Raw genomic sequence first — 15,899 nt, forward strand, 5'->3', positions numbered from 1 at the left:
ATATTTCACTAGTAAAACATCTGCGAATTTTATCGGCGGATGCCGCTACGATGTGCAGATGCCGCCGACAGCCGACAGCGATCCGGACGACACCGCGACCGGCGACTTCATCGACCACGTCCGACGCCAGTGGCACGTCGCGCGGCCCGACCTCGACACCGACCCGATCGACGTGCTCGGCCGCATCACCCGGATCGGGTCCCTCGCGCTGCACCAGCTCGACCGCGCCCTCACCGGCAGCGGCGTCTCCCGCGTCGAGTTCGAGATCCTGTGCGCACTCGCCCGCAGCGACCGGCCACTGCGGGCATCGGAGGTGACGACCGCGACGATGAGCAGCGGCGCCTCGACCACCAAGCATGCCGACCGTCTCACCCGGGCGGGCTTCCTCGAACGCCTGCCGTTCGAGCGGGACGGACGCGTCGTGCTCCTGCAGCTGACGGACGCGGGGCGGGCACTCGTCGACGCGGAGTTCCCGGCGCGGGTCGAGCGCGACCGCAGAATGCTCGACGGACTCGACGAGGACGAGCGAGCGACGCTGGCCGCACTGCTGCGCCGTGTCGCGGGCAACGTCGAAGCCTCTCCGTGGTGAATCCCCAGCGGCACATGCGCGGCGAACTGCACTACACTGTGGGCACTTTCACAGTAGGAGGCTTGCCTTGAGTGACCACGAAGTGAAGATGATCATCCTGTCGACCGACAATCTGGACGAGTCGATCGCCTTCTACACCGAGACCCTCGGCCTTCCGCTGAAGTTCCGCGACGGCGCGCACTTCGCCGCCGTCGACGGCGGTCCGGTGACCATCGCCCTCGCGACCGCGGTCGACCACCCGATCCACGGGCAGGTCGTCGTCGGCATCAAGACCCCCGACGTGGACGCCGCGGCGAAGTCCGTCGAGGAGGCCGGCGGCGGGATCGTGACGGGGCCGTACGACGACGCCCACGAGCGGCGAGCCGTCGTGTACGACAACAAGGGCAACGGGATCGTCTTCTACAGCCCTCTGAAGCGGTGACCTCGACACCGGTGTCGTGAGCGGCGCGGGGACGACGGTCGCCCTACGCCTCGAACGGCACGGTGTTGCCCGCCGCGTCCCGAACCCCCATACCTGCCTCCACCGCGTCCGCGAGATCGGCCGCCGTCTCCCACGTCGCCGGTGGCGTGTCCTCGAGATTGCCGATGGTCAGCCACGTCTCGGTGCCGCGGTAGCGCACCAGCCCACGCCCCGCGGATGTCACCGTGACATCGAGGAACCCGGACACCGTCCCCTCCTCGACGGTCATGACCGCAGCACGGGAGCGCAGTTCGACCACGTCGCCCATCTCGCCCCTCCCGATGTTGCCTCCGCGCACGCCTACCCCAGGCCGGTCGGATCGCCACAGGCGGCGACCGCGGTGCGCAGAGCGGTCTGCTCGGCGGGATCGACGGTCAGTCCGAACGTCACCTTCACCCGAAGGTAGCGATCGAGATACGTGCACCGGAACTTCCCGGGCGGCAGGTAGTTCGCCGCGTCCTGGTCGCCCTTGGAGCGGTTGGCCGACGGGTCCGACGCCACCAGGTTGGTGGCGTCGTTGGCGATGCGTCGGCGCGTGTCCTCGTCCAGTTCGGCAGCACCCGACCGCCACGCCTCTGCGAGCGGAACGATGTGCTCGGCGTCGACGCCCGACGAGTCCGTCATCCACTTGTACGGGTTCAGCGCACCGGTCTGGCGGTCGAGGGTTCCGTACTCGTCCTGCCAGCCGCCGGTCGACCCGACCGACAGATCGCAGGTCTTCGGATCGAGCCGGACCGAGCCGACCGCGTCCCGCAACAACATCACCTCCCGGGTGGTACACCGCGCGTACTGCGCGAACTCGTCCCCGAAGCCGTACTCGGGACGGTTCGGTTCCCAGTGCGGGAACTCCTCCCTGCTGTATCCGGCCATCGGCAGTTCGTCCGCGACCTGCACCCGCGCGAGCAGTTCGGTCAGTTCACCGGCGTGGACCGCATCCGGTTCCGAACCGGGTTCCGTCCATTCCTCGATCACGAGATAGCCGACGGCAACCAGCGCGGTGAGGACGACGGCCGCGCACACGGCGAGTACCTGACGCGCGGAACGGGCCACGCGCGACGTCTGCCGGTTCACCGCGATGTTCCGCCGAGTCCGGCACGAGCAGGGCGGAACACCGATGGGTCACTCACGGGACAACTCCTCAGACGGGGACAAGGCGGCCGTATTGTGGCCCGGCCGGCCGCCTTCCAACGCACGCCACGCCGACGACACACGGTGACGCTGATTACGTGCACTCGCCCGCGCGGCCGGCGCACCACCGACTCGCAGCCGGCACCCTCACCTATCTGTCGGGCGCGCCGTCCGAGTCGTCCGAGTCGTCCGGGACGGGCTCGGACGGCGGCGACGTCCGCTCCTCGTCCTCACGCGCCCGGCGGGAGGCCTCCCGCATCTCGAGCCCGTCGCTGATCCAGTCCCCGATCTCGCGCGTGACGTCGCGGACGGCCCCGGCGATGATCACGGCGATCCGGCCGACGTGCGTCGCCCCGGACTCGGTCAGTTCCTGCACGGTGTCCTTGCGGCGCTCGAACTTGCCCACCATGTGTGCCTCACTCTCGGGCCGGGACGCGGGAACGATCGACGATAACACCCGTCGGAGGCGTCGACCGGGTGAGGAACGGCGGCAACGCGAGGGAGAAGATCTTGCCCCACACCGACCCGACCTGGCGGAAGAACCCGCCGGTGTTGTACGGCAGGCCGTGCTTGGCGCACAACGCGCGAACCTCGGGTGCGATCTCCGGATAGCGGTTCGCGGGCAGGTCGGGGAACAGGTGGTGCTCGATCTGGTGCGACAGGTTGCCCGACATGATGTGGAACAGTCGGCTGCCTTCGATGTTGGCGCTGCCGAGCATCTGCCGCACGTACCATTCGCCGCGCGTCTCGTCCGCCGTCTCGTCCTGACTGAAACTCTGTACGCCCGACGGGAAATGGCCGCAGAAGATGATGGAGTACGCCCACACGTTGCGGACCAGATTCGCGGTGGCGTTGCCGAGCAGAGTCGAGACGAACAGCGGTCCCGTCAACGCAGGGAAGATCACGTAGTCCTTGAGCACCTGCCGACCGGCCTTGCGCCACATCCCCTGCAGCAGCGGCTTGACGTCGTACCACGAACGCTTGCGCGCAACGATGTTCTCCACCTCGAGGTCGTGCAGCATCACACCCCACTGGAACAGAAGCATCAGCGCGGTCGCGTACACCGGGTTGCCGAGGTAGTAGGGCCGCCACGGCTGCGCCTCGTCCATACGCAGGATCCCGTACCCGATGTCGCGATCGAGGTCGACGATGTTGGTGTACGTGTGATGCATGTAGTTGTGCGAGTGCCGCCACTGGTCCGCGGGGCACACGGTGTCCCATTCGAACTCCCGCGAGTTCAACCCGGGTTCGCGCATCCAGTCGTACTGGCCGTGCATGACGTTGTGGCCGATCTCCATGTTGTCGAGGATCTTCGAGATCGACAGTGCCCCGACCGCAGCCACCCAGAACGGCGGCAGGAACCCGAGATACATCAGTCCACGCCCTGCGACCTCGAACCCTCTCTGCGCCTTGATGATCGAGTAGATGTACTCGCGATCCCGAGCACCGAGGTCGGCGACGACGCGGTCACGCAGCGCGTCGAGTTCGCGGCCGATCTCGTCAACCTGTTCACGGGAGAGGACGACGGGTTCGGGGACACGCTCTTCGGTGCCACCACCGAGCAGGGCGGGAAGTGTGAAGGACAATCCGAACATGGTGCACTCCTTCGAGTGGTGAGTGTCTACAGGTCGAGGGTCACGTCGCCGACCGCGGCGTTGACGCAGAGCTGGATCGGCTTGTCGGGGTCACTGTCGAGCTCACCCGTCCGCAGGTTGCGGACGCAGCCCGAGGTCTTGACCGTGGTGCAGGTGAAGCAGATCCCCATCCGGCAGCCGTAGTCCGGTGTCAGGCCCGCGGATTCTGCCTGTTCGAGCAGGCTCGTCCCGGAGTTCTCGGTGCAGATCCCCGACGCGGCGAATGCGACGGACCCGTCGGCATCGTCGGCGGATGCAAGAGAGGGCGCGAAATCCTCGGTATGCAGCCTGTCGGTGAGCCCGCGACTGTCGTACAGGTCGCGCACCGCCCCCATCAGGGTGGGGGGACCACAGAGGTAGGTCTGCGCCTGCGCGTGCAACGGCGCCGCGGCGTCCAGATGTTCGGGGCCGAATCGTCCGCGCAGGTCTCCGTCTTCCGAATGCGTGTATGCGAAAACGACCTTCACGTCGGCGTGGTCCGCTGCAAGCGCGCGGAGTTCGTCGAGGTAGGGCACCGCGGCGGCGCTGTCCGCGTAGTGCAACAGCGTCACCGCACCGTCGTACCGTTCCGCGACCAGGGTGCGGAGCATGGACAACACCGGGGTGATGCCGCTGCCGCCACTGATCAGCAGCACGCTCGGCGGACGCGGCATCGGCAGGGCGAACTCCCCGTCGGCCTGGGACAGCGTGACCACCAGGCCGACCTCACCGTGGCGGTGGAGGTGGGCCGAGACCAGCCCACCCTCGTGTGCCTTGACGGTCAGTTCGATCGTCGAGCCGCCCTCGGTCCCGGCCGGCGAGAAGCACCGGGTGTGCCGCACCCCGTCGATCACGACGCCGATCTGCACGAACTGGCCTGCGCGATGACCGCGCCACTGCCGCGTGGGTCGCAGCGTGAGCGTGACGCTGTCACTCGTGGGTCGCCGGACGTCGACGACCTCGGCGCGCAGGTCGCGCACCGTTGCCATCGGATCGACGAGTTCGAGATAGCGGTCGAGCGGGTGCGGGGTGGCCATCGCCTCGAACAGCGACAGCATGCGAGATCGGTTCCTGGTCGGCACGGGCACACTCCCTCAGCGCGGGTTCAGTGAACACTTGTACACAAATGAGTGTGACAGAAAGTGCCAGGTAGTTGTCAAGGGCAGGACCGTTGTGACGGCGACAACAGTTCACAGCCGCTTATGCCGGTGCACAGGCATACACTCGTTCGGTGACCGCTGTCGAGAGTCGAGCCGAGCGCAAGGAACGCACGCGAGCCGCGCTGCTCGACGGCGCACTCGGCCTGCTCGCCGATCGCAGCCTCTCGGCGCTCAGCCTGCGCGAGGTGGCCCGCAGTGCGGGCATCGTCCCGACGGCCTTCTACCGGCACTTCGCATCGATGGACGAACTCGGAGTCGCACTCGTCGAGGACGGCATGCGGATGCTGCGGCGCATGCTGCGCGAGGCGCGGCGCGACCCGGTGCCACGCGACGCCCGCACCTCGCTGGACATCCTGGTCCGGCAGGTTCGCGCCAACGAGGGGCAGTTCCGGTTCCTCAGCCGGGAGCGCTACGGCGGAGTCACCGAGGTGCGGCAGGCGATCGCATCCGAATTGCGTTTGTTCTCCAGCGAACTCAGCACCGACCTCGGGCGGAATCCCGCACTGGCACAGTGGCCGCGGAGCGACCTCGACATGGCGGCAGACCTCGTCGTCAGCGTGATGATGACAACCGTCATCGACCTGCTCGAGGTCACCGGCACCGAGGAGGAGGTCGTGATCGACCGCGCCGAACGCCAACTGCGGCTGGTCATCATCGGGATGGGTGGCTGGCGCCCGGCGACGTGACCGATCCGCTCCGTCAGCGAGCGGACCAGTCGGGGATCGCGATCCGGGCGACGACGCCGCGATGGTCGGCGCCCGGGAGGTCGACGGCGTCGACCTCCGTTGCGGTGGCGCCCGACACGAGGATCCGGTCGATCGACAGCAAGGGCGGCAGCGAGCGGTCCGTGGGGTACGTCCGCAGGACTCCCGCCCCGGCCTGTTCGGCGGCGTCGTGGACCCCGTCGCCGAGCAGTGCCCGGAACTGCGCGTGATCCCACGTCGCGTTGAAGTCCGCGGCCATGAGTACCATGTCGTTCCGCGAGCGCAGCCCGTCGAGAATCGTGTGCAGGCGGGACAGTTCGTCGGCCCAGATCGGCGTCTGATGGCGTGGCCACGGCGGCAGCGGGTGTGCCACGAACATCGTGAGCGATCGGTCGCCCGGCAGCACCACACGTGCGGACAGTGCCGCCATCACGAAGTCTGGGTACTCCACCCGATCGGTGAGCGGATACCGACTCCACATGCCGCTGCCGTCCGCTCCGGATGCCGCCGGCCGCACGTAGCGGTACGGCAGCAGGTCGCCGAGCCCGGCGTCGTCCAGTCCCGCGAGTGCAGAGTCGGTGAGCTCCTCGACGGCGAGGATGTCGACGTACCGTGAACGTACCTGTGCGACAACGGAATCCGGATCGCCCTTGCCGAACTCGATGTTCGCCTGCATGACCACGAGCTCGTCGCCCGCCGCGGCACCGCCTCCGAGGTACAGCGGTGCCTGCGTCCACGCCGCCGCCACCGCGACGGCCGTCGCAACCGCCAGCCCGGCCCAGTGCCGGACCGCGAGGAAGACGAGGACCGCCACCACCGACCCGAACAGGAGGTACGGCGCCGCCGACGCGGCAACCACCACCAGCGGCGAGGTCACCGTCATCAGGTGCGCGGTCACCCCGACCACCGCGCCCGCGAGGGCCGCCCAGCCGATTGCGACCGCGACCCGGCGCGCCCGTCGACCGCGCGACCGGCTCGGGGACACCTCGTCGGGGGCGGTGCTCACTCGCCGGACCTCAACGCCACCAGCGCCGCACCGATACGCGGCAGGTCCGACGGATCGGTGGGATTGAGACCGGTGAGCTCCAGCACCCGCCGCATCCGGTAGTCGACGGTGTTCGCGTGCACGGCCAGCGCCGCGGCGGTGGCCCGCCGGTTGAGCCCCGACGCGATGTAGGCCTCGAGGGTCTGCATCAACTCCGGCTTGCCGGTCAGAGGAGAGAGAAGGGCGGCGAGTTCGCGCCGCGCCGCACTCGGACGACTCAACTGGTAGTCGAGGAGGACGTCCGCGAGCCGGTACAGACCCGGCGCACGATGCGATCTCGTCACCAGGGCCAGGATGTCGGTGGTCTGCTCGACCGACTCCGGCACGCCCGCGGGCGTCGCCGTGGTCCCGGCCGCGTGCAAGGGGGCTCCGAGCACACGTTCGAGACGCTCCACCACGACCCTCAGCTGCTCCCAGTCGGGTGGGCTCGGCGGGCACGGCACCAACGCCAGACCACCACTGCTGTCGATCACCGTCAGCGCAGGTTCACCAGTGATCCGGTCCAGCTCGCCCTGCAGGCGACGCACCTTGCGTCGGCCCGCCACGGTGCCGTTCACGCCCAGCCGGCGCTCGTCCTCGTTCTCGCCGATGGACAGACTGAGGACCAGATACTTCGGCGCGAGCCGCAATCCGGTGCGGGTGACGACCGCGTCGAGGTCCTCGCCGGCGACCAGCGCGGACATCAGGGACCGCCGACCCGAGTTCTCCTGGCTCTCCATGATCTGGCGTTCGTCGAAGTACGCGGAGCTGACCGCGATCGTGAGCCGGCGCAGGAAGTCGAGAACCATCGCGTTGACGACCAGCACGTCGGCGACGTCATCCGGCCCCGCCCCCCTCGACAACGACGCCGACGCCATCTCCACGCCGATGTGATAGGCGTGCAGCACCGCCTCGAGCGGCACGCCCTCCTCCGCCCGACGTGCCGCGGAATTGCGCGGCTCGGCCAGTTCGGACTCGCGTGGAGGCCTCCGTTCGAACAGCAGTGTGGCGAACAGTTCGATGCAGCGGAAGGCGATCGCCTCGATCTCGCCCGGCGGCAGCGCCCGATAGATCGGCATCTCGTCGGCGAGCCGCGCCGCGACCGCGGCCGCGAGATCGCCGGTACCGGCCGACAGCGACCGCGCGACATCGCGTCCGGCGATCCGCAGAGGTGGCCGACTGTTGTCGACTGTCACGTCCGTCCTCCCGCCTATTGGGAACGATCTGGCGCCGCTCGCCGCGCGCGACGTCCCGTCGTCGAGCGCAGCACCCTCGTCTCACACATAACACCCCGTCGGCACGTCCGAATCCCAAAACGCCGCTGCGGCGGTAGTGTTTCGCCCAGCGGGCCCCGCACAGCCGCGCGGCCACGGAGGCGGGAGACGAATGGAACCGGCAGTCACGTCAGCCATCACGTTGGGCGAGCACACCTTCGACGTCACGACCGCCGGTCCCGCCGACGGCACCCCGGTGGTCCTGCTCCACGGCTTCCCGGAGACGTCCGCATGCTGGCGTCCCGTGCTTCCGCGGCTCGCACAGTACCGGGTGATCGCGCCGTCGCAGCGAGGGTACTCCCCGGGGGCACGGCCGGTCGGGGTGGAGAACTACACCGTGGACCGTCTCGGCGGCGACGTCGTCGCCCTGCTCGACCACTTCGGCATCCGATCCGCACACCTGGTCGGCCACGACTGGGGCGCCGCGGTCGCGTGGTGGACCGCGGCACGTCATCCCGATCGCGTCGAGTCACTGACGGCGGTGTCGGTTCCGCACTCGTCGGCCTTCTCGTGGGGGCTGCGCGACGACCCGGACCAGCAGACCCGCTCGCGGTACATCGGCATCTTCCGGCACGGCGACTCCGCCGAACGTGCCCTCCTGCCCGACGGCGGCAAACGCCTGCGCGACATGTTCGCCGGCGCCGTCGACCCGGAGCTGGTCGACGAGCACGTCCGTGTCCTCACCGAACCGGGGGCGCTGACCGCGGCGCTGTCCTGGTACCGGGCGATGGGCCGCGAGTTCACCGACGTCCCGGCGATCACGGTGCCGACCACCTATGTCTGGTCGAACCGCGACGACGCGGTCAGCCGCGCCACCGCCGCGAAGTGCGCCGAGTACGTCACCGGGCCCTACCGATTCGTCGAACTCGACGGCGTGAGCCACTGGGTGCCGGAACAGGCACCCGACCGACTGGCCGACATCATCGTCGACCGCGTGGAAGGAGCCCGGGTATGACCGGCGGTATCGCAGTACTCCTGATCGGCGCACTGCTGTGCTTCTACGGCATCCGCTCGATGCACCTGGCGGTGCTCGCCGCCGGATTCGGTCTCGGCTGGCTCGTCGCGGACCTCTTCAACGCCTCCCTCGCGACGCTGTTCCTGTTCGGTTTGATCGGTGCGGTCGCCGCATGGGTCGTCACCACCCTCGTCTTCCGGTTCTCTGCCTACTTCATCGGCGGCATCACCGGCGCCATGGCGGGCGCGAAGATCGCGGACGTCCTGCAACCCGGCGACAACAACTGGGCGCTCAGCGCCATCGTGATCCTCGCCGTCGGTGTCGCGGCCGCCTTCCTCGCCGACAAGTTCCGGGCCCGGGCCCTGTTGTGGCTGACGTCGATCGGTGGCGCCAGCATGATCCTCACCGGACTCGGCAGCATGACCGGCGCCCTGGAGTTCCTTCGCCACCCGGAGGCGGGCTGGCAGCAGGTCACCTCGACACTCGCGTGGATCGGGCTGTCGGTTGCCGGCTGGATCGTCCAGCGTCGCCTCTTCCCGGAGAAGCTGGGGATCGACCGCGACCGTTAGGCGGTCGGCGACTCGGACGGCGGCCGCACCACGAGGAGCGCCGCCAGTCCGGCACCGAGGACCACGAGCAGGCCGAGGATGCCTGCGCGGTCGTTCGAGAACATCCACGCGAACAGTCCGAACAACGTCGGGGACAGGAACGAGACGGCGCGTCCTGTCGTCGCGTACAGACCGAACATCTGCCCCTCCTGCCCGTGGGGGCTCAGTCGTGCCATGAAGGTGCGCGCCGCCGACTGCGCGGGCCCGACGAACAGGCACAGCACCAGGCCGAGGATCCAGAAGCCGACCGGCCCGGACACGGCCAGCAGCAACGCCCCCGCGGCCAGCATCGAGCCGAGCGACCACACGATCACGGTCTTCGGGCCTAGGCGATCGTCGAGACGGCCCGCGCCGAGCGCACCGAGCGCCGCGACGACGTTGGCCGCGACCCCGAACAGCAGCACATCCCCGGACGCGATCCCGTAGACGTTGACCGCGAGCACTGCGCCGAACGTGAACACCCCGGCCAGGCCGTCGCGGAAGAGCGCGCTCGCGAGCAGGTAGCCGACGGTGTTGCGGTCCGTCGACCACAGGGCGCGCATGTCGTTCCACAGCACGCGGTAGGAGCCCAGGAATCCGGGGCCTTCGCCGGCCCGCGGGGGGCGGGGCAGTTCCGGCACCGCGAAGAGCACCGGGATCGCGAACGCGGCGAACCACACCGCCGCGAGCACCACGACGATCCTGATGTTCATCCCGCCGTCGGTGCTCACGCCGAGCAGTCCGCGGGTGTCCCCGTCGCCGGAGATGAACCCGAAGTAGCAGACCAGCAACAGCACGATGCCGCCGAAATAGCCCATCGCCCAGCCGAATCCGGAGACGCGGCCGATGTTGTCGGGACGCGAGACCTGCCGCAGCATCGCGAAGTAGGGAACCTGCGCGAGTTCGAACAGCACCGATCCGACCCCGAGCAGCACCAGACCCAGCCACAGGTAGTGGTGGTCGTCCTCGACGAAGTACATGGCGAGCATGCAGCCGACGACGGTGGTCGTGAGCAACGCGAGTGAGCGCTTGCGATGGCCGGCGGCGTCGGCCCGCTGCCCGGTGACCGGAGCGAGGAGCGCGATCGCCAGTCCCGCGGCGCCGAGCGACCAGCCCAGCCAACTGCTCGCCGAGACCGATCCGGGCAGGTCGTCACCGACGGCGTCGGTGAGGTAGACGGAGAAGACGAACGTCACGATGACGGCGTTGAATGCCGCCGAACTCCAGTCCCACAGTCCCCACGCGAACACCTGACCCCGCGTGATCGCGCCCCCGCCTCCCCGTGCGGCGCCGCCGCCGTCGACCGCTGTGCTCATGGCGCGAGCCTAGGCCAGGTGGTCACCCGATCGACCGCTCGACGGACGCCGCGTCGCGTCGTCGCGGCGCCCTATATGCATCGGGGTGAGTATGCGCTTAGTTGCATATCGGACGGAGGTGCCGGACACTGACGAGGTGGCACTGGAACATGCACTACTGGTCTCGCTGTCGGAACAGGACGGCTCCGGCTACGAGCTGGCCCGGCGTTTCGACCGCTCGATCGGCTTCTTCTGGAGCGCGAGCCACCAACAGATCTATCGCGTGCTCAAGCGGATGGACGAGTCGGGCTGGGTGACGGGCGAGACCGTCGGCCAGCAGGGCCGGCCCGACAAGCGCGTCTACCAGGTATCCGAGGCGGGGCGCGCCGAGCTCGCCCGATGGATCGCGGAACCGACCGACGCCGGACACCTGCGCAACGAACTCGCCGTGAAGATCCGCGGCGCCGCGCACGGCGACCTCGACGCACTGCGCGCGGAGGTGGCCCGGCATCGCGACGCCCATGCCGGGCGGCTCGAGGTCTACCGGCTCATCGAGAAGCGCGACTTCCCCACCCCCGACCGACTGTCCGGCACCGACCTGCACCAGTACCTCGTCCTGCGCGGCGGCATCCGCGTCGAGGAGGGATTCGGCCAGTGGTGCCAGGAGGTGCTCGACGCCCTGATCCCGGCCACCGAACGACCGACGGCGCCCAATCCGAAAGGCATGCGCGAGTGAACAACCCGTATCCCCACCTGATGTCCCCGCTCGACCTCGGGTTCACCACGCTCCGCAACCGCGTGGTGATGGGCTCGATGCACACCGGCCTGGAGGACCGCACCAAGGACGTGCCGAAACTGGCCGCGTACTTCGCCGAACGCGCCCGCGGCGGCGTCGGCCTGATCATCACCGGCGGTTACGCACCGAACCGCACGGGGTGGCTGCTGCCGTTCGGCGCCGATCTCATTACCCGCAAACAGGCGTCCCGGCACCGCGAGATCACCGATGCCGTGCACGCCGAGGGCGGCAAGATCGCCCTCCAGATCCTGCACGCCGGCCGCTACTCCTACCAGCCGCTGAGCGTCTCCGCCTCGTCGATCAAGGCACCGATCAACCCGTTCCGGCCGCGCGCCCTGACCCGGCGCGGCATCGAGTCGACCATCGACGACTACGTGCGCTGCGCCCGGCTCGCTCAGGACGCCGGCTACGACGGTGTCGAGATCATGGGCGGCGAGGGCTACTTCCTCAACCAGTTCCTCGCGGAGCGCACCAACCGGCGCACGGACGAGTGGGGTGGCTCCCCCGCGAATCGGCGTCGCATCGCCGTCGAGATCACCCGGCGCATCCGCGCCGCCGTCGGCGAGAAATTCGTCATCGTGTTCCGACTGTCGATGGCCGACCTCGTCGAGGGCGGCCAGACCTGGGCCGAGATCGTCGACCTGGCACAGGAACTCGAGGCCGCGGGCACCACGATCCTCAACACCGACATCGGCTGGCACGAGGCCCGCGTGCCCACCATCGTCACCTCCGTGCCCCGCGCCGCGTTCGTCTCCTTCACCGAGCGGCTGGCCCGTGAGGTGAGCATCCCCGTGTGCGCATCGAACCGGATCAACATGCCCGAGACCGCCGAGGAGATCCTCGCACGCGGTGACGCGCAGCTGGTCTCGGCGGCCCGGCCGCTGCTCGCGGATCCGGAGTGGGTGAACAAGGCCGCCGCCGACCGCGGCGACGAGATCAACACCTGCATCGCCTGCAACCAGGCGTGCCTGGACCACGCGTTCGCCAACAAGCACGTGTCCTGCCTGCTCAACCCGCGCGCCGGACGCGAGACCGAACTCGTGCTCTCCCCCACCCGCCGCCGCAAGTCGATCGCAGTCGTGGGCGCCGGGCCGGCCGGACTGTCGGCTGCGCTGAACCTCGCGCACCGCGGCCACGAGGTGAACCTGTTCGAGGCGGGCAGCGAGATCGGCGGCCAGTTCGCCATCGCCCGCCGGATCCCCGGCAAGGAGGAGTTCGCAGAGACCATCCGGTACTTCACCCGCAGCCTGGAGACCGCGGGCGTGAAAGTGCATCTGAACACCCGGGTGGACGCGACCGCACTCGCCGAGGGCGGCTACGACGACGTGGTGCTCGCGACCGGGGTGACGCCGCGCATCCCCGCGATCCCCGGCGTCGACCATCCCAGCGTCCTCTCCTACGCCGAGCTGGTCCGGGACGGCAGGCCCGCGGGCGATCGCGTGGCGGTGATCGGTGCGGGTGGGATCGGTGTCGACGTCTCCGAGTTCCTCACCCACGACCACTCCCCGGCCCTCGACCTCGCGGAGTGGAACCGGGAATGGGGAGTCACCGAGGACGAGGCGGCGCCGGGCGCGCTGACCGAGCCGGTGGTCGCGCCGTCGCCGCGCCAGGTCTTCCTCCTCCAGCGCAAGTCCTCGCCCATCGGTGCCGGACTGGGCAAGACCTCCGGGTGGGTCCATCGGGCCGCGTTGAAGAAGAAGGGCGTCGAGCAGATCTCGGGCGTGAACTACGAACGAATCGACGACGAGGGACTGCACATCACCTTCGGGGACAAGCGTGAGCGCCCTCGGACGATCGCAGTCGACACCGTCGTCGTCTGCGCGGGCCAGGAATCCGTGCGCGACCTCGAGGACGACCTGACCGCCGCCGGCATGACGGTCCACGTGATCGGCGGCGCCGACGTCGCAGGCGAGCTGGACGCCAAGCGCGCCATCGAGCAGGGCACGCGTCTCGCCGCCGTCCTGTAGGGGCTTCGCCCCTGTGCGCACTTTTGGTAGTGGGCACTACCGAAAGTGCGCACAGGTAGCCTGGGCGACGTGAGTCTGCCTTCCCCCACGCCCGAAGCCCGTGCCGTCGTCACCGGCGCCTCCTCCGGAATCGGGGAGGCACTGGCCGCCGAACTCGCGGCTCGGGGTCATTCCCTGATCCTCGTTGCCCGCCGCGAGGACCTGCTGAACGCGCTCGCCGAGAGGCTGTCCGCGGCGCACGGCGTCACCGTCGAGGTGCGCGCGGTCGACCTGTCCGACCGGGACGGGCGCGCGCCGCTCGTGGCGGAACTGGCGGGGCGTGAGATCTCGATCCTGTGCAACAACGCGGGCATCGCGACGTTCGGTCCGGTCTCCGAGCTCGACCCCGCGTACGAACGGGCACAGGTCGAGCTGAATTCCGTTGCGGTGCACGATCTCACGCTCGCAGTCCTGCCTGGCATGATCGCCCGCGGCTCGGGTGGGATCCTCATGGTCGGCTCGGCTGCGGGCAACATGCCGATCCCGAACAACGCCACCTACGCCGCGACGAAGGCGTTCGTGAACACGTTCTCCGAGTCCCTGCGCGGCGAACTGAAGGATTCCGGCGTGCACGTCACGCTGCTCGCTCCCGGACCGGTGCGCACCGAGGTCCCCGACCCCGCCGACGCGTCGATCGTCGACAAGCTGGTCCCGGACTTCCTCTGGATCTCCAGCGAGTACACGGCGAAGCTGTCGCTCGACGGCCTGGCGAGCAACAAGATGCGCGTCGTCCCCGGCATTCTCAGCAAGGGCATGTCGGTCGCGGGCGGGTACAGCCCGCGTGCCGTCGTCGCGCCGATCGTCGGCACGTTCTACAAGAAGCTCGGCGGGTAGCGGGTCGGCCGTCAGGCTCTCGTCAAGCCGGCGCCACGCGACGTAAAGACCTCGTCAGGGACGCCGATCCCGAGCGCGGTGTCGAGTACTCCGGAAGGTGTATCCCACCTTCAGGAGTTCACCGTGACCCTGCTCGACATCCTCCCCTCGCTGCGTGCGGTGATGACACCGCGCCTGGACCCGGCGCTGTGGCCGGCCACGACCCACGTCGACGACCTCGGACGCGTCACCGTCGGCGGCCTGGCACTGTCCGATATCGCCGACCGGTTCGGCACGCCGGTGTACGTGCTCGACGAACGCGACGTCCGGCACCGGTGCCGCACCTACCGCGAACTGTTCCCGGAGGCCGAGATCGCCTACGCCGGCTCGGCACTGCTCACCCGGGCCGTCGCGGGATGGACAGCGGAGGAGGGACTCGCCCTCGACGTGTGGTCGGCCGGCGAACTCACGGTCGCCCTGTCTGCCGGTGTCGACCCCCGCCGAATCATCCTGCACGGCAGCGTCAAGACGTCCGCGGACCTGGCCGCAGCGCGCGCCGCAGGGGTCGGCCGGATCGTGGTCGAGTCGCAGACCGAGATCACGATGCTGGCCGCGTCGTGTGCGCGCAGGCAGAACGTACTGCTCCGCGTCGACCCGGAGTTGGACGGTCACGCCGAGCGCTCCGGTCCGGTGCACGGGTTCCCGCCCGACCACGGTCACGCCGCCGAGGCGGCGGCGCGGATCCTCGCGCAGCCGCGACTGAATCTGATCGGCCTGCAGTGCCACCTCGGCTCGCAGATCACCGATCCGGCACGCTACGCGACCGCAATCGACCGGATGGTCGGCGCGATGGCGGACGTCCGAGCCGAGCACGGCACGATCCTCTCCGAACTGAACATCGGCGGCGGCCACGGCATCTCGTCCACGAGCGGCGACGCCTGCCTCGACCCCGCGGTACTGGCCGAAGCGGTGGAGGACGCTCTGGACGACGCGTGCGCCCGGCATCGCTTCCCTCGCCCGCGGATCACGCTCGAACCGGGGCGCGCCGTCGTCGGTCGCGCAGGGGTGACTCTCTACCGGGTGGCAGGGGTGAAACGGATTCCGGGCGGGCGCACGGTGGTCGCTGTCGACGGCGGGATGAGCGACAACCCCCGGGTCGGGCTGTACGACGCGCGTCACGCCGTCGCGCTCGTCAACCGGCGCGGGGCTGCACCCGTCGAGTCGGTGACGGTCGCGGGGCGGCGCTGTGAGGCCGGGGACGAACTCGCAGCCGACGTTCCGCTGCCGGCCGACGTCCGTCCGGGTGATGTGCTCGCCGTACCGGTGACCGGCGCTTACCATCACAGCATGGCGTCGTCGTGCAACGCGGTCGGCCGGCCACCGGTCGTGGCGGTCGCGGACGGTACGGCGCGCGAACTGATCCGCCGAGAGACCGTCGCGGACCTGATGCAGCGTGAGGTCGGCATCTGAGTCCGCACCTGGCGCCCGTCCTTAC

General features: G+C 69.4%; 17 protein-coding genes. 9 read left to right on the forward strand and 8 right to left on the reverse strand.

The window, feature by feature from the left end; all coding sequences use genetic code 11:
• Positions 1–58 precede the first annotated feature (58 nt).
• On the forward strand, positions 59–589 hold the full coding sequence (locus ACFSJG_RS25045) for a MarR family winged helix-turn-helix transcriptional regulator (RefSeq protein WP_378487959.1): 531 nt from the start codon (positions 59–61) through the stop codon (positions 587–589).
• Between the two features lie 67 nt (positions 590–656).
• Complete coding sequence (locus ACFSJG_RS25050; RefSeq protein WP_378487960.1) at positions 657–1,010, forward strand: VOC family protein; 354 nt, start codon at positions 657–659, stop codon at positions 1,008–1,010.
• Positions 1,011–1,053: 43 nt separating this feature from the next.
• Here ACFSJG_RS25050 and ACFSJG_RS25055 read toward each other — a convergent pair whose 3' ends face one another.
• The 5 genes from ACFSJG_RS25055 to ACFSJG_RS25075 form a co-directional block, all read right to left on the reverse strand.
• Positions 1,054–1,317 carry a hypothetical protein gene (locus ACFSJG_RS25055; RefSeq protein ID WP_378487961.1) on the reverse strand — a complete coding sequence of 88 codons (264 nt, stop codon included), beginning with the start codon at positions 1,315–1,317 and terminating at the stop codon, positions 1,054–1,056.
• A gap of 32 nt (positions 1,318–1,349) precedes the next feature.
• Positions 1,350–2,099 carry an HNH endonuclease family protein gene (locus ACFSJG_RS25060; RefSeq protein ID WP_378487962.1) on the reverse strand — a complete coding sequence of 250 codons (750 nt, stop codon included), beginning with the start codon at positions 2,097–2,099 and terminating at the stop codon, positions 1,350–1,352.
• A 229-nt stretch (positions 2,100–2,328) separates the two neighbouring features.
• Positions 2,329–2,586 carry a hypothetical protein gene (locus ACFSJG_RS25065; RefSeq protein WP_378487963.1) on the reverse strand — a complete coding sequence of 86 codons (258 nt, stop codon included), beginning with the start codon at positions 2,584–2,586 and terminating at the stop codon, positions 2,329–2,331.
• A gap of 7 nt (positions 2,587–2,593) precedes the next feature.
• The gene (locus tag ACFSJG_RS25070; RefSeq protein ID WP_378487964.1) at positions 2,594–3,772 is read right to left on the reverse strand and encodes a fatty acid desaturase family protein; all 1,179 of its coding nucleotides are present in this window, start codon (positions 3,770–3,772) and stop codon (positions 2,594–2,596) included.
• Positions 3,773–3,798: 26 nt separating this feature from the next.
• Positions 3,799–4,848 carry a ferredoxin reductase gene (locus ACFSJG_RS25075; RefSeq protein ID WP_378488022.1) on the reverse strand — a complete coding sequence of 350 codons (1,050 nt, stop codon included), beginning with the start codon at positions 4,846–4,848 and terminating at the stop codon, positions 3,799–3,801.
• 173 nt (positions 4,849–5,021) lie between these two features.
• On the opposite strand from ACFSJG_RS25075, the gene ACFSJG_RS25080 reads away from it, so the two are divergent.
• Positions 5,022–5,636 (forward strand): TetR family transcriptional regulator, encoded by a 615-nt coding sequence (locus tag ACFSJG_RS25080; RefSeq protein ID WP_378487965.1) that lies wholly within the window; start codon positions 5,022–5,024, stop codon positions 5,634–5,636.
• A 13-nt stretch (positions 5,637–5,649) separates the two neighbouring features.
• Here the strand turns inward: ACFSJG_RS25080 and ACFSJG_RS25085 are convergent, their stop codons facing one another.
• Entirely contained in the window at positions 5,650–6,660 is a 1,011-nt protein-coding gene (locus ACFSJG_RS25085; protein WP_378487966.1) for an endonuclease/exonuclease/phosphatase family protein, read from the reverse strand.
• On the reverse strand, positions 6,657–7,874 hold the full coding sequence (locus ACFSJG_RS25090; protein WP_378487967.1) for a PucR family transcriptional regulator: 1,218 nt from the start codon (positions 7,872–7,874) through the stop codon (positions 6,657–6,659). Before ACFSJG_RS25090 ends, ACFSJG_RS25085 begins: the two co-directional genes overlap by 4 nt.
• 190 nt (positions 7,875–8,064) lie before the next feature.
• Here ACFSJG_RS25090 and ACFSJG_RS25095 point away from each other — a divergent pair, with 190 nt between their 5' ends.
• Together ACFSJG_RS25095 and ACFSJG_RS25100 are read left to right on the forward strand one after the other, a co-directional pair.
• A complete protein-coding gene (locus ACFSJG_RS25095) occupies positions 8,065–8,907 on the forward strand; it encodes an alpha/beta fold hydrolase (RefSeq protein ID WP_378487968.1) in 843 nt (280 codons plus the stop codon).
• On the forward strand, positions 8,904–9,476 hold the full coding sequence (locus ACFSJG_RS25100; protein ID WP_378487969.1) for a DUF4203 domain-containing protein: 573 nt from the start codon (positions 8,904–8,906) through the stop codon (positions 9,474–9,476). The genes ACFSJG_RS25095 and ACFSJG_RS25100 overlap by 4 nt, the downstream gene beginning before the upstream one ends.
• Here the strand turns inward: ACFSJG_RS25100 and ACFSJG_RS25105 are convergent.
• Positions 9,473–10,810 (reverse strand): MFS transporter, encoded by a 1,338-nt coding sequence (locus tag ACFSJG_RS25105; RefSeq protein ID WP_378487970.1) that lies wholly within the window; start codon positions 10,808–10,810, stop codon positions 9,473–9,475. The genes ACFSJG_RS25100 and ACFSJG_RS25105 overlap by 4 nt on opposite strands.
• A gap of 136 nt (positions 10,811–10,946) precedes the next feature.
• Here ACFSJG_RS25105 and ACFSJG_RS25110 point away from each other — a divergent pair, with 136 nt between their 5' ends.
• From ACFSJG_RS25110 to lysA, 4 genes are all read left to right on the forward strand, one after another.
• Positions 10,947–11,525 carry a PadR family transcriptional regulator gene (locus ACFSJG_RS25110; RefSeq protein ID WP_378487971.1) on the forward strand — a complete coding sequence of 193 codons (579 nt, stop codon included), beginning with the start codon at positions 10,947–10,949 and terminating at the stop codon, positions 11,523–11,525.
• Positions 11,526–11,545: 20 nt separating this feature from the next.
• Entirely contained in the window at positions 11,546–13,552 is a 2,007-nt protein-coding gene (locus tag ACFSJG_RS25115) for an oxidoreductase (protein WP_378487972.1), read from the forward strand.
• Between the two features lie 69 nt (positions 13,553–13,621).
• The gene (cmrA, locus tag ACFSJG_RS25120) at positions 13,622–14,425 is read left to right on the forward strand and encodes a mycolate reductase (RefSeq protein WP_378487973.1); all 804 of its coding nucleotides are present in this window, start codon (positions 13,622–13,624) and stop codon (positions 14,423–14,425) included.
• Positions 14,426–14,548: 123 nt separating this feature from the next.
• Entirely contained in the window at positions 14,549–15,874 is a 1,326-nt protein-coding gene (gene lysA / locus ACFSJG_RS25125) for a diaminopimelate decarboxylase (RefSeq protein WP_378487974.1), read from the forward strand.
• Positions 15,875–15,899 lie beyond the last annotated feature (25 nt).

This window comes from Rhodococcus gannanensis (assembly GCF_042681175.1).
GTDB classification, from domain to species: domain Bacteria; phylum Actinomycetota; class Actinomycetes; order Mycobacteriales; family Mycobacteriaceae; genus Rhodococcus_G; species Rhodococcus_G gannanensis.

Coding starts and splice junctions, on each gene's coding strand:
- ACFSJG_RS25100 (WP_378487969.1), top strand. CDS start 8,904: ATGACCGGCGGTATCGCAGTACTCCTGATCGGCGCACTGCTGTGCTTC.
- ACFSJG_RS25055 (WP_378487961.1), bottom strand. CDS start 1,317: ATGGGCGACGTGGTCGAACTGCGCTCCCGTGCTGCGGTCATGACCGTC.
- ACFSJG_RS25070 (WP_378487964.1), bottom strand. CDS start 3,772: ATGTTCGGATTGTCCTTCACACTTCCCGCCCTGCTCGGTGGTGGCACC.
- ACFSJG_RS25075 (WP_378488022.1), bottom strand. CDS start 4,848: ATGCTGTCGCTGTTCGAGGCGATGGCCACCCCGCACCCGCTCGACCGC.
- ACFSJG_RS25065 (WP_378487963.1), bottom strand. CDS start 2,586: ATGGTGGGCAAGTTCGAGCGCCGCAAGGACACCGTGCAGGAACTGACC.
- ACFSJG_RS25105 (WP_378487970.1), bottom strand. CDS start 10,810: ATGAGCACAGCGGTCGACGGCGGCGGCGCCGCACGGGGAGGCGGGGGC.
- ACFSJG_RS25095 (WP_378487968.1), top strand. CDS start 8,065: ATGGAACCGGCAGTCACGTCAGCCATCACGTTGGGCGAGCACACCTTC.
- ACFSJG_RS25045 (WP_378487959.1), top strand. CDS start 59: ATGCCGCCGACAGCCGACAGCGATCCGGACGACACCGCGACCGGCGAC.
- ACFSJG_RS25115 (WP_378487972.1), top strand. CDS start 11,546: ATGTCCCCGCTCGACCTCGGGTTCACCACGCTCCGCAACCGCGTGGTG.